18 protein-coding genes are annotated in these 20,623 nt (G+C 45.7%); 7 read left to right on the forward strand and 11 right to left on the reverse strand.

The annotated features are described in order from the left end of the window. Positions 1–30 precede the first annotated feature (30 nt). Both OH458_RS01225 and OH458_RS01230 read left to right on the forward strand, forming a co-directional pair. Positions 31–825 (forward strand): peptidoglycan binding protein CsiV, encoded by a 795-nt coding sequence (locus OH458_RS01225; protein ID WP_269977015.1) that lies wholly within the window; start codon positions 31–33, stop codon positions 823–825. Between the two features lie 71 nt (positions 826–896). Beyond that, positions 897–1,433 carry a GNAT family N-acetyltransferase gene (locus OH458_RS01230; protein WP_269977016.1) on the forward strand — a complete coding sequence of 179 codons (537 nt, stop codon included), beginning with the start codon at positions 897–899 and terminating at the stop codon, positions 1,431–1,433. A 42-nt stretch (positions 1,434–1,475) separates the two neighbouring features. Here the strand turns inward: OH458_RS01230 and OH458_RS01235 are convergent, their stop codons facing one another. From OH458_RS01235 to hinT, 7 genes are all read right to left on the reverse strand, one after another. Beyond that, positions 1,476–2,765: an NAD(P)/FAD-dependent oxidoreductase gene (locus OH458_RS01235; protein WP_269977017.1), complete on the reverse strand. Its 1,290-nt coding sequence runs from the start codon at positions 2,763–2,765 to the stop codon at positions 1,476–1,478. A 406-nt stretch (positions 2,766–3,171) separates the two neighbouring features. Further along, complete coding sequence (gene ycfP, locus OH458_RS01240) at positions 3,172–3,714, reverse strand: alpha/beta hydrolase YcfP (protein WP_038134196.1); 543 nt, start codon at positions 3,712–3,714, stop codon at positions 3,172–3,174. Positions 3,715–3,813: 99 nt separating this feature from the next. Continuing rightward, on the reverse strand, positions 3,814–4,668 hold the full coding sequence (locus tag OH458_RS01245; RefSeq protein WP_039479745.1) for a phosphotransferase: 855 nt from the start codon (positions 4,666–4,668) through the stop codon (positions 3,814–3,816). A gap of 18 nt (positions 4,669–4,686) precedes the next feature. After that, positions 4,687–5,277 carry a penicillin-binding protein activator LpoB gene (gene lpoB, locus OH458_RS01250; protein WP_005474953.1) on the reverse strand — a complete coding sequence of 197 codons (591 nt, stop codon included), beginning with the start codon at positions 5,275–5,277 and terminating at the stop codon, positions 4,687–4,689. An 82-nt stretch (positions 5,278–5,359) separates the two neighbouring features. Beyond that, the gene (locus OH458_RS01255; protein ID WP_039627949.1) at positions 5,360–5,749 is read right to left on the reverse strand and encodes a YcfL family protein; all 390 of its coding nucleotides are present in this window, start codon (positions 5,747–5,749) and stop codon (positions 5,360–5,362) included. Next, positions 5,746–7,143 (reverse strand): COG3014 family protein, encoded by a 1,398-nt coding sequence (locus tag OH458_RS01260; RefSeq protein WP_269977018.1) that lies wholly within the window; start codon positions 7,141–7,143, stop codon positions 5,746–5,748. Before OH458_RS01260 ends, OH458_RS01255 begins: the two co-directional genes overlap by 4 nt. 99 nt (positions 7,144–7,242) lie before the next feature. After that, complete coding sequence (gene hinT / locus OH458_RS01265) at positions 7,243–7,593, reverse strand: purine nucleoside phosphoramidase (RefSeq protein ID WP_005474935.1); 351 nt, start codon at positions 7,591–7,593, stop codon at positions 7,243–7,245. A 225-nt stretch (positions 7,594–7,818) separates the two neighbouring features. On the opposite strand from hinT, the gene OH458_RS01270 reads away from it, so the two are divergent. Continuing rightward, positions 7,819–9,810, forward strand: coding sequence for a methyl-accepting chemotaxis protein (locus tag OH458_RS01270; RefSeq protein ID WP_269977019.1), 1,992 nt, complete (start codon positions 7,819–7,821; stop codon positions 9,808–9,810). Between the two features lie 133 nt (positions 9,811–9,943). Then, positions 9,944–11,116: a DUF1887 family protein gene (locus tag OH458_RS01275; protein ID WP_269977020.1), complete on the forward strand. Its 1,173-nt coding sequence runs from the start codon at positions 9,944–9,946 to the stop codon at positions 11,114–11,116. Positions 11,117–11,172: 56 nt separating this feature from the next. Here the strand turns inward: OH458_RS01275 and fadR are convergent, their stop codons facing one another. After that, positions 11,173–12,012 (reverse strand): fatty acid metabolism transcriptional regulator FadR, encoded by an 840-nt coding sequence (gene fadR / locus OH458_RS01280; protein WP_038134184.1) that lies wholly within the window; start codon positions 12,010–12,012, stop codon positions 11,173–11,175. Positions 12,013–12,702: 690 nt separating this feature from the next. On the opposite strand from fadR, the gene nhaB reads away from it, so the two are divergent. Then, a complete protein-coding gene (gene nhaB / locus OH458_RS01285; RefSeq protein ID WP_005472994.1) occupies positions 12,703–14,292 on the forward strand; it encodes a Na(+)/H(+) antiporter NhaB in 1,590 nt (529 codons plus the stop codon). A gap of 96 nt (positions 14,293–14,388) precedes the next feature. Further along, complete coding sequence (gene dsbB / locus OH458_RS01290; protein ID WP_269977021.1) at positions 14,389–14,910, forward strand: disulfide bond formation protein DsbB; 522 nt, start codon at positions 14,389–14,391, stop codon at positions 14,908–14,910. A 162-nt stretch (positions 14,911–15,072) separates the two neighbouring features. On the opposite strand, the gene OH458_RS01295 is transcribed toward dsbB, so the two are convergent. Next, positions 15,073–18,006: a DNA translocase FtsK gene (locus tag OH458_RS01295; protein ID WP_269977022.1), complete on the reverse strand. Its 2,934-nt coding sequence runs from the start codon at positions 18,004–18,006 to the stop codon at positions 15,073–15,075. A gap of 153 nt (positions 18,007–18,159) precedes the next feature. Beyond that, positions 18,160–18,654: a leucine-responsive transcriptional regulator Lrp gene (gene lrp, locus OH458_RS01300; protein ID WP_004414493.1), complete on the reverse strand. Its 495-nt coding sequence runs from the start codon at positions 18,652–18,654 to the stop codon at positions 18,160–18,162. Positions 18,655–18,828: 174 nt separating this feature from the next. On the opposite strand from lrp, the gene ald reads away from it, so the two are divergent. Continuing rightward, entirely contained in the window at positions 18,829–19,953 is a 1,125-nt protein-coding gene (gene ald / locus OH458_RS01305; protein ID WP_269977023.1) for an alanine dehydrogenase, read from the forward strand. Positions 19,954–20,137: 184 nt separating this feature from the next. Here ald and yfbV read toward each other — a convergent pair whose 3' ends face one another. Further along, the gene (yfbV, locus tag OH458_RS01310; RefSeq protein WP_269977024.1) at positions 20,138–20,590 is read right to left on the reverse strand and encodes a terminus macrodomain insulation protein YfbV; all 453 of its coding nucleotides are present in this window, start codon (positions 20,588–20,590) and stop codon (positions 20,138–20,140) included. Positions 20,591–20,623 lie beyond the last annotated feature (33 nt).

Here is a 20,623-nt window from a genome sequence, read left to right on the forward strand (position 1 = left end):
ACGGTGATTGCACCGAATTATGGAGTTGTAATGAAAAAGCTGATTCCACTGTTACTCTTCTTTGTTGCTCTGCCTTCTTGGGCGGCGCGACAATTTGACATCGAAGTGGTTGTTTTTAAACGTTCTGTGAATCCAGAGCAAACGGCAGAATCTTGGCCCAATAGCCAACCTGCCATTTCGTTAGACGGAACAGGCACGTTTGCTGACTCAAGCTATCGCGCGCGTAAAGGCGTGCAAATGCTGCCTTACTCGTCGTATAAACTGAATAACGAAGTAACGAAGCTTAAAAAGCATGCGGGCTTTGAAGTGTTGCTACACAAAGCTTGGCGTCAAGGTGACAGAGGCCGACTGTCAGCGCCGACCTTCCATATTCAAGCGGGTAAAGACTATTCCAATATTTTCGATGCCGAAGGCAACAGAATTGGTTCGAAACAAGCAAAAGAAGTGATAGATGGCGTAACGGAAACGAGCATTCCAAAACCGCTTTACGAGCTTGATGGCAAACTTCAAATTTACGTTGAACATTATTTGTATGCCGATGTTGAGCTAGACTTAAAGTCGCCGAGCGTACGTGAAGTTGTGCTGCAAGACCCGATTGATATTGAGCCAAGTACAACAGAAGTGACGGCTCAAGGCGAGCAAGCAATAACCAATAGCACTGTTGAAGCGGGCTTTATGGAGCAAGTGTCGCCGACGATCGAGAAACAGGAGTTCCTAAAGAGCTATCGTTTCGACCAAAAGCGACGTATGCGTAGTACCGAGACCCATTACCTTGATCACCCACTGATGGGCGTGATCATTCAGGTTCGCAGAGTTAACCAATAGCCTAAAGTGTCTCTAAGTACCGAACAACAAAACAGCCCGCTTGGGCTGTTTTGCTATCATTGAGAAGTGAAATGACGCCAGATTACTGCATTATTACACCGCGTCTCGAGTTAAAACTCATTCCTCAGGAAGATGCTGACGCACTGCGACGCTGCGTGACTGAATCCCCAAGTTTGCACCAGTGGATAGATTGGTGTGAAGCCAGCTTTTCTGCTGAGCAAACAGAAAAGTTCCTACTCGCAACGCGCCTAAACTGGGTAAAGTCCGAAGCATACGGGTTTGGTGTCTACCGCCGAAGCGACAATTGCTTGATGGGCATGGTCGCAATCAATGAGCTTTACCATACCTTCAACATGGTGAGTTTGGGCTATTGGCTAGGAGACCGCTTTCAACATAAAGGATATGCGCAGGAAGCGCTTGAAGGGCTCATCACATTTTGCTTTGAGCAGCTGAAAGTGACGCGAGTTGAAATCGTCTGTGACCCTGACAATGTACCGAGCCAGCGACTTGCTTTACGCTGTGGCGCCACATTTGAAGCCAGAGCACGGAATCGCTATCTCTATTCAGGCAAGCCTCGAGATGGATTGGTGTATTCCATCACCCCATAAAAAAGAGCGCTGGTTAAGCGCTCTTGTACGAAAAATCTTGAATTAATGAAGCTTCAAGTTCGGTCGAAGAACTCGGTTAATACGCCCCATTAGAATGATAAGACCAGTCTTAAACATGCCATGCAGCGCCATTTGGTGTAAACGATATAGCGAGATATACACAACACGCGCGATACGACCTTCTACCATCATTGAACCTTTGGTTAGGTTCCCCATCAGGCTACCAACAGTAGAGAAACGGCTCAGTGAAACCAGCGAACCTTTATCTTTATAGATGTAGGCTTTGAGATCGCGACCATTCAGTTTAGCGACGATGTTTGAAAACGCACAACTTGCCATCTGGTGCGCAGCTTGAGCACGTGGAGGCACAAATGAACCATCCGCTTGCGTGCACTGAGCCAAGTCACCGATGACAAAAATATCGTCATCGCGAGTAGTTTGTAGAGTCTCTTTCACCACTAACTGGTTAATGCGGTTTGTCTCAAGACCTGCGATGTCCTTGATGAAATCTGGCGCTTTAATACCAGCAGCCCAAACCATGATCTGCGCTGGGATTTTTTCACCATCCTTGGTTGTTAAGCCATCTTTATCGGCTTGAGTCACCATAGTTGCGGTGCGAACATTAACACCCAGTTTCGTTAGCTCTTGGTGAGCTGCACTGGAAATACGCGGTGGCAAAGCCGGAAGAATACGCTCACCCGCTTCAACTAAATTGACGTTTAGCTTGCTTGAATCAAGGTCGCCAAAGCCGTAAGTACGAAGCTCTTTGACCGCATTATGCAGTTCAGCAGACAGCTCAACGCCAGTCGCACCCGCACCGACGATTGCGATATCGACAGTGCCGTTACCATTTTTCGCGTGCAATTTAAGGAACTCATTGTTCATTTCAGTGCGGAAACGATGCGCTTGTTCTGGGCTATCAAGGAAAATACAGTTGTCACGAACGCCCTGCGTGTTGAAGTCGTTGGACGTAGAACCAATCGCCATAACAAGAATGTCGTATTCCAGCTCACGACTTGGCATCAACAATTCGCCATTGTCGTCTTTCAACTCGTGAAGCTTAATCACTTTACGGTCGCGCTCGATATCTTCCAAACTGCCCATCTGGAAGTCAAAGTGGTGGTTTTTAGCATGCGCTCGATAGCTGAGGGCATCAACCCCTTCATCAAGCGAGCCAGTTGCAACTTCGTGCAATAAAGGCTTCCAAAGGTGACTTGCTTTACGATCCACTAAGGTGACTTTAGCGCGCCCTTTACGGCCCAATGTGCGACCCAGCTTGGTTGCAAGCTCTAAACCGCCTGCACCGCCGCCTACAACGATAATTCGTGTCACAGCTACATTCCTCTAAAAAGTTAAATAATATGTATCAGCATGATGACTCATACTGATTAAATTCTGTTCTTTTTGGGCCAATAGCTGAGTGGTCTCAGTCTTACATTCTACAGGCCCGTAGAGGCTTCGTTTTTATACGACACGCTAATTGGATAAAGGAGTCGAATGACTCAACACGGCTGGCTAACATGCGCCGCAAATATTGGGTAAGTTTCGGACTTACTCTCAATTTTTTTTGATATTTATCAAATAATTTGTAATTCAGACATTATAAGGGCCAAAATTCGCTTCGCAACTAAAGATTGCGTTTATGCCACCTGAATTTGTAAGGAATAGAATCAATTGAACAAGAAAAAAGCGGTAAGGTTTCCCTCACCGCTCTATCGAAACGACCTAGCTATATCAATCAATTTGCTTCTTTAAACGCTTTCATGGTTTGTAGATGCTGAGATATTTTCTTGAACTTATGCGTCTGAGTCTCATCCCAGATTATGTCGTAATAGTCTTCTAATTCTGATGCCGTTTTTGAGTTGTCGTGGACTTCATCCTCTTTAGAGAGCACCACTAAACAACGAGCCTTGTTCTTCATTCGAAACTTCTCAACACACTTGGTTGCGATGTCTTCGTACTCTTCTGGGCGATCGATACGCCCTTGCATATTGATTTCAGGATGCAGGTTCGGGTTGAAAATCACTTGTTTAATCCCGCACAAAAAACCGACCCTTTCTGACCAATAACCGCCAAGGCCAACACCACAAATAATAGGGTTTGGATCCTCAGACTGCTCGATCACTTTGTGAACTTCTTTTAGTAGGTGTTGCATATCATGCTTTGGGTGCAACGTGCTGTAGTTAATAAAGCGCACGTCGTCATCAATAAATTGCAACTGCAATACTTTTTCATGATTGCCTGGGCTTGTTGAGTCAAAGCCGTGTAAATAAATAATCATAGAACTCCCCCGCTCCTTGTCGATTCAATCTACCATGAAAACTAGGGTTTAAAAGAACGTAAACATAGATTAGTCAACGCGGACCACCAAACAGTGATCTTAGCTGCAAAATGAGTCGAGTATTTTTTCAGCTTGGGTTAAATATTGTTCATCACCCCACAACTGGTAAGCCAGCAAATACCAAAGCATGGCCATCATCGTCGCTCTCGGTTTCCAAGCCATCACCCCTTCAACCCAATCGTCCACGCCCTCGATCTGGCGTAGCTGACAATATCGATAAACAGTTTCCAAAGGCTTCTCATCCATGACATCAATACTAAGGGTTAGATCAAGCCTTGGGTCCGCGATTGCCGCATACTCCCAATCAATCACCTTGTGGCCATCTTGAGTGTGAACCATATTGTAGCCAGCAAGATCAAAGTGACACAGAGTAGTACCGATATCAGCCAAACTCGGAGCGTTTCGCCATTGTTGGTAAACTTGCTGATACGACGCCAGTTTTAAGTCATCACGAAGCAACATCCAGTAATGGTCGACTCGTGCGGTAAAATTAAACGGAGCAACAGGAATTCGGTTTGTATCCAAACTATGGATTTTAACCATGGTCTTAAGCAATGAATCAATGCTGAGCTGGTCAGTAAGAGATTCACCTTCAATCCAGTCAACCAGCAGTCCTTGGTCATTAATGTGAATCGCTTTTGGCGCTATGTGAGCGTCTTGGATCGCATTGAGGATTTGGTACTCTTGAAAGCGGGAGATAGAAAACGCTTTGGTGATAGGAGTGTTGGGACGCCAGACATACGCCTCGCTGCGAGAAATAACGATCTTCCAACAGCGGTTTGTTAGACCTCCGGTCAGCGTCTGCGCGTATTCCGGAGGTAATTCAAAGAAGTGATCTAGACTCAGCAGTGACGAATCTAACTGACACGCTTCATGCCACGACATCCTTGCCATAAATCACCTCATTGTTTATTAGAACCCAATAAGGCTCTTTGATTCTTGTTTGCGAATTTCAGTCTCGTCTGCCCATTCGATCAGGCCAGTTTCAAGATCCATCAAACGCATCGTCATCTTGTAGTAAACGTCTTTGTCACTACCAGCATTTTTTGCGATGCTAGATAGGTTTCCGTACAACATGTACTGAGCACCCACCATTTTACCAAACTGAATTGCTGTGCTTTGGTTTACAAGCTCATCATTGTTTTGGAAGTTAAGTTGATCACGAACTGACTCAACACGGTCCATATCGACAAAACGGAACTTACCTGAGTTCAACATCTTAGTGCTGATGCTGTCTGTGATTGATTCTGTATCAATATGCTCGCTGGTTTTGTTTTTGATACGCTCAACGAATACGATTGGACGTGCGTCACGGGTAATCGCTGCCACGGAGCCAGACATCATCATACTATCGACCATTTCACCGGCAATTTTTTGCAAGTCCGTCGAACCAAAATCAATGGTTGTGGTTTCAACAGCTTGTGCATCACCGTAAGTAACTTTGTTTGAACAGCCGCCTAAGATGACAGCTAAGCCAAGCAGTGCGATAACACTTTTTTTCATTCTTGGTTCCTTAAATTTCCTTAAATTTCCTTGAAATTTATTGTTTATAACTATGACTAATAGCGTCGGCTATTAGTTCGATTTAGTTGTTATTTTCACGAATCTGCACTCGGAACTGAGTACCGTTTGGGTTGAGTGAAACTTCTGATATAGCGATTGATTCGGTGCCTCGTACAATCGCTTGTCGCCAAGGACCCAGTTTAGTGTTGACCTCTAAACCTTGATCGTCATACCAATAGAAACGATATTGGATCGCTTGGTCACCTTGATATTGACTTACCAATCGAACAACGCCTCGTGCACGGCCATCAACTTGTGTGGTGGCAATGTCTTCAATTTTGAGTCGACCAGCCAATACGTTGTCACCAAACAGGACGGTCTGAGAAGCCCCATCGATACGCAAACCAGCGGTGTTACTCGCACATCCAACCATTGCAAGTGCAGCTATTGCTGCGATTAACCATTTTTTCATCGGATATTTCCTAACTGTTTATGCCAAATTGTAGCATTGCCACTTTGGCGAGAGACCCAAACCAAAGCCGTACGACCGGCACCTACCTCGAAATCATACGACTTCCCATCAACCACTAGCTCCTGAGCACCTGGTGCCACCACTGCGCTGCTGGTTTTTATTTCCCCAGGAAGTGTTTGCCAACTGCGTGTGTCTGCTTGCTCGGTTAGCGTATTCCAAACATTGAGCAGTAAGTTCGCAGCATTGTCTTCTTTTCTCGCAGCCTCGCGGCGAAGCTGATCTTTCGCCCATACCCGAAGTGCTTGACGGATCACTATCGCTGGCATGCGCTCAGACAAGTCATGTTGTGCCATCAGGTTAACATCGGTCAGTAAATCACTTTTGAGCACATTTTGATTTAACTGCATTGGGCTGTAGCTTTGTCTTGCCACACTCGGATAGTGAGGTAAAGCCACGCTGTACCAAACCCCGTTGCCGCGGCTATCAAACAAGGGTAAAGACTGACGCCATTCACGCATCGCTTCAACAACGCCCTGCTCTTCTATCACAATCACGCGTGCGTTTTTTTTATCTAACAACTTCGCCTTACCGTAGCGCTTCTCTAACTTAGATAAATCAGATCGCATCCCTAAACGCTTCGCGACGCGTTTCGTACCGTCAATTACCTGTGCGTTATCAGGCATTACAGCAAGAGCACGACGATAGTCTACATAAGCGCTGTTTAGGTCATTGTCAGCTTCATACAGTAGTGCTGACAAATAGAACAGATAACCGTTTTGCACCGCTTGAAGCGTCTCGCCTGCATCTGGGTAGTTGGATAAAACGCTGCCCAAATTAGGAGTAAGACCTTGTGATTTTAGATCTTTTTGTGCCGATTCGAGTTCTTTCGCACGTTCTCTCCTGGCTTGCTCTTGAACCTGATTGGCTCTGCGCATTTCCACCAGCGCACCTTCCAACTGATTCTCTTTTAAATAGTTGAGACCCAAATACAAATGAAGAAAACCCAATTCATAATCAGCGGGTTGATAGGAGGTCAAGTTGTCGTTGGCAGCCAGCGCACTCACACTCGTTGCCGTATCTGAAACAGAAATGGTGGCTCTATCTTGCTGAACACGCACCGCCGAGTCACTTTTCTCAAGTGCTGACTTACTTTGTGGATATTGCTCGTTGAGTAGATAGACCCGACCTTTTTCAAAATTATCCAATATCTCACCCGCGATGTAGTCTGGGAGCGCCTCTTCGGCTTGTTGATATTGTCCAGCTTTGACAGCTTGGTAGACCTGCTGATTTTGCGCGCTGTAATGGCTAAATAGATTTCCAGCGGAAAGATTGGCGCAAGCAGAAAGAGTGATTGAGCAAGCTACAACGAATGCGAGTTGAACGTATTGACGCACCCCGTACTCCAGTCATTTATTGATAATACTTGATGGCAATGAGACGGTGAGCAAAAGAAAAAGTTCCGCTGCTGCACCATCACAGACAGTGGTGAAAACTTAGCTCATTAACATCGGGCCAAGAGGGCGACCGCCTACAAGGTGCATATGGATATGATACACCTCCTGACCACCGTGAGAGTTACAGTTAACAATCAAACGATAGCCATCTTCCGCTATACCTTCTTGTTTAGCGAGATTTCTTGCAACCACGAACATTCTGCCCATTAAGGCTTCATCTTCATCGGCCACATCATTAACGGTAGGGATCAGTTTATTAGGGATGATCAAAATGTGACTTGGAGCACGGGGGTTGATATCACGGAAAGCAGTCACGAGGTCGTCTTGATAAACAACATCTGCAGGAATTTCCTTGCGGATGATTTTACTAAAAATGGTTTCTTCTGCCATGAAGCACTCCATCACATGCATTTGAGAATAATTGTATTTGTCGAGTATGCGCCATGCCACTATAAATCACAATAAAAAACATTGTTCATTAAAAATAAATCACTCGTTCTTCTTCGGCAACGACTTAATTTTGTATTGTGCGTCATAAAATGCGCGTCTCAGTATCAATAAAATAACACTCTTTTTGTTAGATTTTTAAGACAACTATAAATTAGGGAGAGGTCCATGAAAGGCTCTGTCATTAGACGTATGTATGCGGGCTTTGCATTGATCATTATTACTTTCGTCATTACGACTGTGATGACGATGCGAGGAATGCAACAGATTCATACCAACTTCGAGAGTGTATCCAACACTTCACTTCCACTTGTTTCTCAAGCCAACAACACCAGCGTGTCATTGCTTTCTGCGGACAAACTTTTTAAGGACTTTTTAACTACGCAAAGCTTCGAGCGCATGGCGGAAATCTCATCGCAATTTGATGAGGCGAAAACCAGCTACAACAACACGCTTCTCGCGCTTGAACAAGCCAGTCAAACACAGCCTGAGCTTGAAGAACGCATTGTGCAACTTAAAGAAATGGAAACTCGTTACTTCAACGAAGCTGAAGAAGCGATGACAAACTATCGTTCTATGTTCGAAGCGCAAGCGCAAGTCCAGAAATCAACCCGTCAATTTCAACGTCTACATTCTGAGCTGAGTGTCGGTATGAAGGAGTACGTTGACGAGCAAAGTAGTATTTCGGTAAAAGTGATGGCGAAAAGCTACTTCATTAAACTCAAAGATGCGGAAGTGATTACCTCAGACGCTCTCGCCAGTAGCGACACTGAGTTGGTTGCCAAAGCCGTTGCCAAAAACAAAAAAGCGGTGACTCACCTCAACTACGCTTATCGCGGGTTGACCACTCAAATGCCAGAAATCAAAAAGGTATTTGATGAGTCGGTGCAGCAGTTCACGATGGATGTCGGTAAGAAAGATGGGGTACTGGATCAACACGCATCTTACTTGGTAGCGAAAGATGCGCTCTATGACAACATTGCGAATTTGACCCAAGAAGTCGATGCAACCATGGCTGTGTTGAACTCTTTCAGCCAAGCGGCTCAAGATGGCTTACATGCCTCACTACTTGAAGCGGGCGAGGTCTATGAGCAAGGTGTGATTCGTTCTATCTCCATTGGCGCGATTGTGATCATTCTCGCGATTGGGGTTGGCTACCATATCGCTCATAGCGTACGTGAACCACTTACCCGCATTTTAAAAACGCTTGAGCACCTCACCAATGGTGACATGACGCAAAGAATCGAGATTCGTTACAACAACGAGTTCAGCCGTGTCAGTGGTCACATCAACACATTAGCAGACAGTTTGCACAACATTCTGGTGAAACTGAATGATGCCTCAGACAACTTGACGGAGACGGCGAACACTAACCAGTTAACGTCCTCGCAAGCACAAAGCCAACTGAGCCAGCAGCGTGAGCAAACCGCCACTGTCGCAACTGCAATGACAGAAATGTCCCACTCGGTTCAAGAAGTCGCTCAAAGCGCTCAGAGCTCACAGCAGATGGTAGAGAAAGTTGAGCAAGCTTCTGAGTCTGGCCGTCAGATTATGAGCAGCAACATTACCACTATTAACCAATTGGAAACGCGCTTAACCAAATCTGTAGACGCGGTGAAAGAGCTACAAAGCATGAGTAGCCAAATTGGTTCAATTCTTGATGTGATCCGAAACATTGCTGAACAAACAAACCTCTTGGCTTTGAACGCCGCGATTGAAGCCGCTCGTGCAGGAGAGCAAGGTCGTGGCTTTGCGGTGGTTGCGGACGAAGTTCGCGTGCTTGCCCAACGAACAACGGAGTCAACGTCAGAAATTGAAAACATGATTAGCAACCTGCAATCAAGCTCCAGCTCGGCAAACAATGTTATCCAAAGCTGTATGGACGACATGGAGCAATCTGTCGAGCAAGCATCCAACGCAAACAGTGCAATGGAAGAGATTCAAGCGTTGATTCTTGAGATCAGTCAAATGAGCGGTCAAATCTCTCAAGCGGCCGCGGAGCAAAGCGAAACCTCAACGGACATTGCTCGTAACATTGAAGAGATTAACCTCATAGCGGAACAGAGCTATCAAGCTATGGCACAAATCGCGCGCACCAGTACAGACTTAACGGAACTGGCGAGTCAGCAAGGCGATTTGGTTCATCAATTCAAGCTGTAAATTCCACTATCTACCTCTTTGGGCGACTAATTTTGTTAGTCGCCCTTGTTTTTTATACCCAGTGTCATCATATGGTTAATAGGCTTGCTTCTTCTCTCTACTCCTTTTCGCAAGCCACACATGAGGAATATATATGGCAGTTCATGTTGGCATTATCGACCAAGACCCTATTCGATTGGTCACTCCTTTGCTCGACAATCGCACCATCAGCAACCACATCGTTTTTATTGGTGTAAAAGCTCAGGAAGAAATGTATTTACGTTTGCACAACGTACTCGCGAAACGAGACATCACCTCTGAATTTTTTGAAATTCCTAATGTTGCCAACCCTTCACAGATTAAACAAGCCATCACGGTTCTTGCCGAAGATCTCAAAGCTCGTTCCCAAGAAGTGAAGCTCAATGCAAGCTGTGGGTTGCGTCACAGATTGTTATCGGTTTACGAAATATTTCGCACCTATCACTGGCCAATTTTCGTCGTGGAACCAAACAGTGATCGCCTTTGTTGGCTTTACCCAGACGGCAAAGAAGACACCCAAGTTCAGGACCGCATCACAATTGATGACTACTTAACTATTTTTGGTGCGCGAGGCGAGTTCAGTGAACATCAACTTCCTCCTCAGTTAGACCAAAAACTGTATGAACTGGGTGAGCGATGGGCAAGCAATGCACTTGAGTTAGGGCCAGGTCTCGCGACGCTTAACTACCTCGCAACCACCTGCCGAAAAGAACAACAGTTGGATGTGGCGCTTTCTGAGAAGCAGCAAGGATACCGAGAGCTCAACATGTTGCTGACCGATCTGGTCGAAGCAGACATTGCCACGTATGAAAACGGTGTACTCACTTTTGCCAACGAAGACGCACGTCGTTTCTCTAACGGTGAGTGGCTAGAAACCTTGGTCCACAGTACTGTGCGTCAAATACAACAAGACATGCCAACCATTCAAGACCATTCGCTAAACGTACAGGTTTACCGTCAGTTAGGTGAACGTGAAGTTCGTAATGAGCTCGACATAGCATCGGTTGTGAATAATAAGCTGCATATCATTGAGTGCAAAACCAAAGGTATGCGTGACGATGGCGATGATACTTTGTACAAGCTTGAATCGCTACGTGACTTGCTCGGCGGCCTGCAAGCTCGAGCTATGCTGGTGAGTTTCCGCCCACTTCGTCACAACGACATCACGCGCGCGGAAGACTTAGGCCTTGCTTTGATTGGTCCAGATGAGCTGAAAGACCTGAAAGCGCATTTAACTCAGTGGTTCCGTGAAGCAGGCGGCAACGAAGAAGAGTGTGCGGATTGCTAACGCTTTCCATAAAAAAACGCCCGTAAAGGGCGTTTTTTGTTTGTTCTTCTTTTGGCTTAGCTGTCATCTTCAGTGAAGTTAGTCGGCAGAGTAAGCTTCATCTGATTCCAGATTTGAGCACTTTCCAAACCATAGTTTCGAACGACGACAAGAATTCGATCGCGATCACCAGACTCACACACATCCAGAAGGTCACGATAAAAGTTAAGCGCTAAACTTCTCGCTTGCGGGCTAGAAAAGTAGTAGCTGCCCACTCGATCATACAGCTTCTTCAATCCATTAAAAATCAGACCGTATATCTGGTTGCCCGAATGGAACGCAAGACGTTGGAACAGCATGTAATCGTAAAAGTTGAATGTTTTTGCAATCAGTGTTGCTTGACGCTTCGCTTCATCTTTTTCACCATCATCTTTAATGTGCTGTTGAATCTTTTCAGCGTAAGGCGATGACTGCATAAATGCATCCCAAGAATCCGCTGCAAGCAGAGACTCACAAGATTCTATAACGGTAGTGATTGTTTTTTCAGCATTTTCTTTGTTCGCTTTAAACGCGTAACGCATGAAAATAGGGCTGATATTTGTACGTGCTGCAAGCAAATCTTCAACGATCGATGTTGCATTGTCAGCATCTAATGTCATTAGCGTATCTAAGATGTGTAAACCAGACGTTTCCATAAACTGATTTACGCGAGTTGGCTTACCGTGTTGAATTGTTAACCAACCATCGCGTGCGAGTCGCTGGAGCACTTCACGAAGCGTTGTACGAGTAACGCCAATCAGTTCAGAGAGTTCACGTTCTGCAGGTAAAATGGAACCAGGAGGGAAACGCCCTTTCCAAATACTCTCAATAATGTATTTCTCTGCGAATCCTGCTGGGCTTTTAGCCTTTATGACCATCTATGTGTTATCCAGTTGTATTCTTATGGGTCTAATGGGAACTCATCATACCACTAGTTTTTGCATATCGGAAACCGAGTACAAGTAAACTGCACTCAAAACACACATAGAGCATTAACTCTAATTTATCTGAGGGTATTTTGAATATTCTCAAAACGCGCAATCGATATAATTTCCAAGTTTAATAAAATTGTAACATTGCGGAGAACCCGTCATTACTGCCTTCAGAAATAGAAACTTAGTTTGTAAAATTGCAAAAATAACCCTTCATTTTCATTCAATATAATCACATATTTTGTCTTATTCTCCCATTTAATCGCTCCATTGCCACTTAGGATTGTTTTTAACAACTCTTGTGTTATGTTTACGCCACTTTGATCGCGTTTTTAAACAAAAGTCTCCTAATATAAAAGTCAATAAACAGTTATTGATTGACTAAATAATCTTGAGGAGTACAGTGGCGCCCAAAGTATGGAGTGCTTGTCTTTCTCAGGGAGTGACTTGGCAAGATCACATCTCGATATGTGTTGATGTTGTTTTTCTAAGTCACTGTTGGATCGAGTGTTTCCCGATAAACAGATATGGCTATTCTTAGGCAAGGAATCAAGCCGGTGTTACAGGGAAGCGCCGATTTATGGATACAAGCACGAGTAGTGTCTATTCATAACAACATTTAAGAGTATTGCGATCATGCCGATGTCACTCGGAAACGCATTTATCAAGAACTTTCTTGGTAAAGCACCAGATTGGTACAAAGTTGCCATCATTTCTTTCCTTATTATCAATCCTATCGTTTTTTTCTTTGTCGACCCATTTGTTGCAGGCTGGTTACTCGTCGCGGAGTTCATTTTTACACTAGCCATGGCACTGAAATGCTACCCTCTTCAACCTGGTGGTTTGCTGGCAATCGAAGCCATTGCAATAGGTATGACAAGCGCTGAGCAAGTGAAGCATGAGCTAGTCGCGAATATTGAAGTATTGTTGCTGTTGGTGTTCATGGTTGCCGGCATCTACTTCATGAAGCAGCTGCTGCTCTTCATCTTCACCAAAATATTGCTTGGCATAAAATCGAAATCAATGCTGTCTGTCGCCTTCTGTTTCGCGGCAGCATTCTTGTCTGCATTCCTAGATGCACTGACGGTGATTGCGGTTGTTATTAGTGTTGCTGTGGGTTTCTATGCTATTTACCACAAAGTCGCTTCAGGTCAGGGGCCTCATGCGTCACACGACCACACACAAGACGATCACCTTTCAGAGCTAACGCGTGATGACTTAGAAAATTACCGCGCATTTCTCCGCTCTCTTCTTATGCATGCTGGTGTTGGTACAGCGCTAGGCGGCGTAATGACCATGGTTGGTGAACCTCAAAACTTAATTATTGCCGACCAAGCTGGTTGGAACTTCGGTGAGTTCATTATCCGAATGCTTCCAGTGACAGCGCCTGTCTTCGTCTGCGGCCTAATTACTTGTGTGCTAGTAGAGAAACTCAAGGTATTTGGCTACGGTGCGCGCCTACCTGACAACGTTCGTCAGATTTTGGTCGATTTTGATACGGAAGAGCGTAAAACACGAACAAACCAAGACGTTGCGAAACTGTGGGTCCAAGGTTTAATCGCTGTATGGTTGATCGTTGGTCTTGCTCTTCACCTTGCTGCCGTCGGTTTGATTGGTCTGTCTGTTATTATCTTGGCGACTGCATTTACCGGAGTGATTGAAGAACATTCGATGGGTAAAGCGTTTGAAGAAGCACTTCCATTTACAGCGCTGCTTGCCGTGTTCTTTGCCGTGGTTGCCGTTATCATTGATCAGGAGCTGTTCAAACCTGTTATCGACGCGGTTCTCCATGTCGAAGACAAAGGCACTCAGTTAGCTCTGTTCTACGTCGCCAATGGCTTGCTTTCTATGGTGTCTGACAACGTGTTCGTTGGCACGGTCTACATCAACGAAGTGAAAACAGCGCTTGTTGAAGGTGTTATCACTCGCGATCAGTTCGACTTACTTGCTGTTGCTATTAACACAGGTACTAACTTGCCATCTGTCGCAACACCGAATGGTCAAGCTGCATTTCTGTTCCTACTAACGTCTGCGCTTGCGCCATTGATTCGTCTGTCTTACGGCCGCATGGTAATTATGGCTTTGCCATACACCATCGTTCTTGCGCTGGTTGGCTTGGCGGGCATTGTATTCTTTGTTGAGCCTATGACGGCTTGGTTCTACGATGCGGGTTGGATCATGCATCACACTGGCGATGTCACTCACGCTGTTTCTGGCGGGCATTAATTGCAGTTATTAAAAAGTTTTTGTTGCTACTGAAACTTTTACACGATAAAAAGCTCTGATTAGTCAGAGCTTTTTTTATTCTATCAGGGTATCCCGTTGAACATTCTTTCTACGATTAAAACATTTTCTCAAGGCAGACTGTCTTGGTTACTTCTTCTGCTGTTTGTCATTTTCTTCGAAGCGTGCGCACTGTTCTTCCAACATGTCATGATGCTTTCCCCTTGCGTAATGTGCATCTACGAACGTGTCGCGATGTTAGGCGTCGGCGGCGCGGCGCTTATTGGTCTTATCGCTCCAAATAACCCTGTTATTCGTTGGCTAGGTCTCGCTGCTTGGGGAGCAAGTGCCTATAAGGGCTTGGCGCTTTCACTGCAGCACGTCGATTACCAGTTCAATCCATCACCTTTCGCTACGTGTGATTTATTTGTCACTTTCCCAGATTGGGCACCACTAAACCAATGGGCACCTTGGATGTTTGAAGCCTATGGCGACTGTAGCAAGATTGTTTGGCAGTTCCTGACACTATCAATGCCACAATGGTTAGTTGTCATTTTCGCTGGTAATCTTGTCGCGCTAAGCGTTATCGTTATTGCCCAATTTGCCAAAAGTAAAAAATAGCCAATTACCTAAATAACAAAGGGTTGACGGGAGATCGTCAGCCCTTTTTTGTCAGTATTGGCTTACTGGCTACCCCTCGAGAATTAAAAAGCTAGCACGCCAATTGCGGATACATTAAGGGTTAGCTAGATGCTAACCCTTAATGTATTGACTCACCTGTGTCTAGTTCATATCCCGCCCTGGCGCTGGAGCTAAGACTTCTCGGTTACCATTGTGTCCAGGCGCACTCACGATACCTTGAGCTTCAAGCTGCTCGACAATCCGCGCAGCTCGGTTGTAACCAATTTTGAATCGACGCTGAACACCAGATACCGATCCTCGCCTAGATTGAACAACGTGCTCAACAACTTGATCGAATAGTGGGTCCATCTCTTCTTCGCCTTCTGGTTTTTCCCCAGGAAGCAGCCCCTCCGGCCCTTGGTCGCCATTGGTGATCTCTTCGATATAGTTCGGCTTACCACGAGCCTTCCAGTTATTCACTACCGCATGGACGTCGTCATCGGATGCAAATGCACCATGAACACGCACGGTATGACTTGAACCTGGAGGCAAGTAGAGCATGTCACCCATTCCAAGCAATGACTCAGCACCACCTTGGTCTAGGATAGTACGCGAATCCGTTTTGGTTGATACAGTAAACGCCACCCGCGTTGGGATGTTTGCTTTGATAAGACCAGTAATGACATCTACAGACGGTCGCTGTGTTGCTAAGATAAGGTGAATACCCGCAGCACGGGCTTTTTGAGCAAGTCGAGCAATTAACTCTTCTACTTTCTTACCTACCACCATCATCAGGTCGGCAAACTCGTCGACAATCACCACGATATACGGCAGCTTTTCAAGCAATGGCGCGGTCTCGTCCATGCTGTCACCTGGCTGCCAAAGTGGATCATGAATTGGGTGCCCCGCTTCTGCCGCCATTTTCAACTTATCATTAAAGCCTTTGATGTTACGAACGCCAAGCGCTGACATCAGTTTGTAGCGACGCTCCATTTCCCCCACACACCAACGCAGTGCATTCGATGCATCTTTCATATCCGTTACAACTTCGGACAACAAATGTGGAATGCCTTCATACACAGAGAGCTCCAGCATTTTCGGGTCAATCATGATAAAACGCACTTCTTCTGGCGTCGCTTTGTAGAGCATACTCAGAATCATCACGTTAACACCGACCGATTTACCCGAGCCCGTGGTACCAGCAACCAACACGTGAGGCATTTTAGATAAGTCAGCAACTACCGCTTCACCTGCAATGTCTTGACCGAGTACGACTGTCGTTGGAGATTTGGCTTCGATAAACTGCTGGCTACCAACAACATCTGAGAAGAATACGGTCTGACGACTCATATTCGGAAGTTCAAGTCCAACGTAAGGTTTACCCGGTATCACCTCAACCACGCGCACAGCCATGGCAGACAACGAGCGTGCTAAATCCATAGACAGGCCTGAGATACGGCTCACTTTGACACCCGGTGCCAAATCGAGCTCAAAGCGCGTAATGACAGGCCCAGGGAAAATATCCACCACTTCCGCTTTTATTTTGTAATCGGCTAACTTAGCTTCCACAAGGCGGGCGATCTCTTCGAGTGCAGCTCGGTCTATGAAGTTTTCACGTTTTTCTGGATGATATAGCAATTCCAGCGTCGGCATAGGTTCTGCCGGTTTAGGCAGGTTAGGTTCATGCTGTACCAAAAACGGATTTTGCTGAGCGGCCACTTTTGCCTGAGCATCAGCGACAATATCTTGGAACGCTGCGACATCCTGATCGCCAGCTTCCTCCTCTTCAACGGCAGCATCGTGAAGATCGTTAACCGTAGGCTCGAATGTGTGTTGCGGCTCATCGTCAGCCACGTCAAAACTTGAGATCACTGGCTCCTGATGCGTTGGTTCAGGCTCTACATGTTGCGTAATCTGTTCTAAGTCATCGTGGTCTATCACTGGCTGAGTAATCTCACGTTCCTCTACCACTTGTTCGACTTCGTTCCAAGGCATAGGGTTATCAATGCTTTGATTGCTTGGCGTAGGCTGAGTTGAGTGTTGCTCATAAACGTCAGAACTGTAGTGCTCTGCCCCTTTCGCAAAGTCATCATCCATTTGTGCGGCGGCTTCAAGCTCTTCGATCGTCGTCCCTAGCTGACGAGTGCGCTCCGTTGTCGGTTCTTGTACAGAAGAGGTCGTTGGCGACGCGACAACCTTAGGTGGAATAGTGTCAATCGGGTCACTGACTCGCGCTTGTGGCACAGCCTCCGGTTCAGGGTCTGAAAAGGTTGGCTCTTGGCGAGTTTCAGGCATATGAATATTAAAGCGGCGCTCGTGAGTGACTGTTTCATCTTCAGCTTCTAACGTGTCTTTCGCCGTCAGAACAGATTCTTCTTCCTGTTCAGCATCACGTATTGGCTCTGCCATCTCTGGGACAGAGAGTTGAGGCTCGAGCACTTCCTCTCTCTCACCTCGGACACGATTAAGCAATGCGGTCAATGCAGATATCGTGGTTTCGCCTAACCAATCGACAATGCTCAACCACGAAATGCCAGTCAACAAGGTAAACCCAGCTCCCCATAGAAACAGCAACACCAAGGTTGTCCCAAGTAGATTCAGTGTCGGTAAAGCCAAGCTCGTCAGTACGTCACCAATGACACCACCGGAAGAGAAGTACCAAATATCGTCAAAGTTGATGTCCGCCAGTCCACAGCTGGTGAGAATTATAATGGTCAAGCCCAATAGGCGCGTACCCCATAGCATTAGGTCTATCGGGTCATTTTCATCACGCTTGCGCAACATGATCCACGCTGCGACAGTAACGATAAATGGGATTGGATAAGCGAGTGAACCAAAAGTAAAAAACAAAGTGTCAGCAAACCAAGCTCCGACCAAGCCTCCGGCATTATCCACCTGCCCTCCCCAAGCGGTTTGAGACCAAGAAGGGTCTGCGGGGCTAAATGTTAACAATGCGACTGATAGCAATATAGAAAGCAGTACAATCACAATCAGACTGCACTCTTTAAGACGCTGAGGACCATTCAAGCGAGTCGACTGAGGTTCCTCACCCGTTTTGATTATCGTTTCGACTTTATTTTTGTTCTCTTTGAACATAACCAACTTATCTATTGAAGCGACCGCTCACAGCTGTTGAACGGTAAGAAAAAAATAGCCCGAGCAGCAACGCTACTCGGACTATCGATTTAACCATATCAGGGCTTAAAACCCAATTCCCTAAAGTCAGAATATCGAAAGGTATTTTCCTGACTAACGAGTTTTGATGACAAGTTGATTGGTTTGCTTCACTTCTTCCATAACCACGTAGGTACGCGTGTCATTGACACCCGGAAGACGAAGTAACGTATCGCCTAGCAGCTTGCGATAGGCGCTCATGTCTGACACGCGTGTTTTCAACAAGTAGTCAAAATCACCAGAGACCAGATGACACTCTTGGATATCATCGAGCTTTTGAACAGCGGTATTAAACTGCTCAAAGACGTCAGGTGCACCACGATTTAACGTAATTTCAACAAACACTAATAGAGAAGCATCAAGATATTGGGGATTTAGCAACGCTGTATAGCCCGTAATATACCCCTGACGCTCTAATCTGCGCACACGCTCCAAACAGGGTGTCGGGGAAAGACCAACACGCTTAGAGAGCTCTACATTTGAAATACGACCGTCTTTTTGCAACTCATTAAGAATGTTGCGGTCAATACGGTCTAGATCCTTGGACGGCTTTTTATTGTTGTCTGCCATTTTTTATTCCACCTTATTACTTCCTTGCAAAAAAATATACTACAACTTTTTAATATTCAGTATCAAATTTTATCAAAATACACCTATACTAGATATTAATTCGATACAATTACCCTACATATAGTTGATCTAACTAACATACTAAATACAACCAATATAAAATGAGGAGTCAGGATGATTATTGGCGTACCTAAGGAAATCAAAAACCACGAATACCGTGTAGGCATGATCCCAGCAAGCGTTCGCGAGCTAGTGTCTCAAGGTCACCAAGTTTTTGTTGAAACCAATGCCGGTTCAGGTATCGGTTTTTCAGACGATGATTACATCGCTGTAGGCGCATCCATTCTTCCTACTGCTGCTGACGTTTTCGCGAAAGCAGAAATGATTGTAAAGGTTAAAGAACCTCAAGCTGTCGAGCGCGCAATGCTTCGAGAAGGGCAAATTTTATTTACGTATTTGCACCTAGCACCAGATTTTCCACAAACTGAAGAGCTAATCAAGAGCAAAGCTGTCTGCATAGCATATGAGACTGTAACAGATAATATGGGTCGCTTGCCACTACTTGCGCCAATGTCTGAGGTTGCAGGCCGCATGTCTATTCAAGCAGGTGCACAAACTCTAGAGAAATCTCACGGTGGTCGCGGTCTTCTACTAGGCGGCGTACCAGGCGTTGAACCTGCGAAAGTTGTTGTTGTCGGCGGCGGTGTTGTTGGTGCTAACGCAGCACGTATGGCAGTGGGTCTACGTGCAGACGTAACCATCCTTGACCGAAACGTTGATACCCTACGTCGTCTAGACGAGGAATTCCAAGGCCGTGCAAAAGTGGTTTACTCTACAGAAGATGCGATCGAGAAGCATGTTCTGGAAGCAGACCTAGTGGTTGGTGCCGTACTCATCCCTGGAGCAGCAGCTCCTAAGCTAGTAACAAAAGAGCACATCGCGAAGATGAAGCCAGGTGCGGCTGTGGTTGACGTAGCAATCGACCAAGGCGGATGTTTCGAAACATCACACGCAACAACACACGCAGATCCTACTTACATTGTTGACAAGGTGGTGCACTACTGCGTTGCAAACATGCCAGGCGCAGTTGCTCGCACTTCAACATTCGCACTGAACAATGCAACATTGCCTTACATCGTTAAGCTTGCGAACAAGGGCTACCGCGAAGCACTTCTTGCAGACAAAGGCTTCCTAGAAGGCCTAAACGTTATCCACGGCAAGGTAACGTGTAAAGAAGTTGCAGAGAGCTTTGATCTTGAATACGTAGACCCAGCAGAAGCTATTGCAATGTTCAACTAATGTTGAATAGCATCAGATAACAAAACGCTCGCTTCGGTGAGCGTTTTTTGTTTGGGGAAGTTGGGGAGACTGTGTCAAACCAAGCAAGGCGCTGGCTGTAAGATTAAACGCCCTGCACTACGGTTTGAAAAAGGTAAGACAATGGAGATTAACAAAATCGTAAGCGATTCAAACTTAATACGATTTAAAACCATCGTTCTAATGCGCTTTTGTCAAGCTGACTGAATGCGCGATTGAGGATATGTGCCAACTCTTTGTAGCGAGGTCGCGCTTTCATAGGCTCTAGGGCAAAACCACTTTCAACGATTTTCTGATGTATCTCTCGGTACCAACCAGCCAAACTCGGTGGCAATTGGGTATTGGCACGATTACCAAGCCACCACATACCTTGGACAGGCATACTGATTGCGAACAATGCCATAATGACAGCTTGGGGCATCGCGTCATAGTTGTTGAATACCATCTGCGTTAAAACACTGATAGCAGCGATGGCTGGCATGACTTTCACACCGAATCGAGTCGCCTTAATAATGCGTTGTTCAGGAAAGAGCATATTGAGCTCTTTTCGCATTGGCCAAGTATCCATGTATTTTTGTCCATCGCGTAGGCTATGGACTAATCCAGCTTTATTACTCATACGACTCTCTCACTTCATTGTTGGGGCCAAACT

The sequence above is a fragment of the Vibrio sp. MarTm2 genome, from assembly GCF_027587055.1.
Taxonomy (GTDB): Bacteria; Pseudomonadota; Gammaproteobacteria; order Enterobacterales; family Vibrionaceae; genus Vibrio; species Vibrio sinaloensis_D.

Bases quoted from the DNA above. Each gene is read 5' to 3' on its own strand.
- OH458_RS01225 (WP_269977015.1), top strand. From the start codon at position 31: ATGAAAAAGCTGATTCCACTGTTACTCTTCTTTGTTGCTCTGCCTTCT.
- OH458_RS01230 (WP_269977016.1), top strand. From the start codon at position 897: ATGACGCCAGATTACTGCATTATTACACCGCGTCTCGAGTTAAAACTC.
- ycfP (WP_038134196.1), bottom strand. From the start codon at position 3,714: ATGATTATTTATTTACACGGCTTTGACTCAACAAGCCCAGGCAATCAT.
- OH458_RS01245 (WP_039479745.1), bottom strand. From the start codon at position 4,668: ATGGCAAGGATGTCGTGGCATGAAGCGTGTCAGTTAGATTCGTCACTG.
- lpoB (WP_005474953.1), bottom strand. From the start codon at position 5,277: ATGAAAAAAAGTGTTATCGCACTGCTTGGCTTAGCTGTCATCTTAGGC.
- OH458_RS01255 (WP_039627949.1), bottom strand. From the start codon at position 5,749: ATGAAAAAATGGTTAATCGCAGCAATAGCTGCACTTGCAATGGTTGGA.
- hinT (WP_005474935.1), bottom strand. From the start codon at position 7,593: ATGGCAGAAGAAACCATTTTTAGTAAAATCATCCGCAAGGAAATTCCT.
- OH458_RS01270 (WP_269977019.1), top strand. From the start codon at position 7,819: ATGAAAGGCTCTGTCATTAGACGTATGTATGCGGGCTTTGCATTGATC.
- OH458_RS01275 (WP_269977020.1), top strand. From the start codon at position 9,944: ATGGCAGTTCATGTTGGCATTATCGACCAAGACCCTATTCGATTGGTC.
- fadR (WP_038134184.1), bottom strand. From the start codon at position 12,012: ATGGTCATAAAGGCTAAAAGCCCAGCAGGATTCGCAGAGAAATACATT.
- nhaB (WP_005472994.1), top strand. From the start codon at position 12,703: ATGCCGATGTCACTCGGAAACGCATTTATCAAGAACTTTCTTGGTAAA.
- OH458_RS01295 (WP_269977022.1), bottom strand. From the start codon at position 18,006: ATGTTCAAAGAGAACAAAAATAAAGTCGAAACGATAATCAAAACGGGT.
- lrp (WP_004414493.1), bottom strand. From the start codon at position 18,654: ATGGCAGACAACAATAAAAAGCCGTCCAAGGATCTAGACCGTATTGAC.
- ald (WP_269977023.1), top strand. From the start codon at position 18,829: ATGATTATTGGCGTACCTAAGGAAATCAAAAACCACGAATACCGTGTA.
- yfbV (WP_269977024.1), bottom strand. From the start codon at position 20,590: ATGAGTAATAAAGCTGGATTAGTCCATAGCCTACGCGATGGACAAAAA.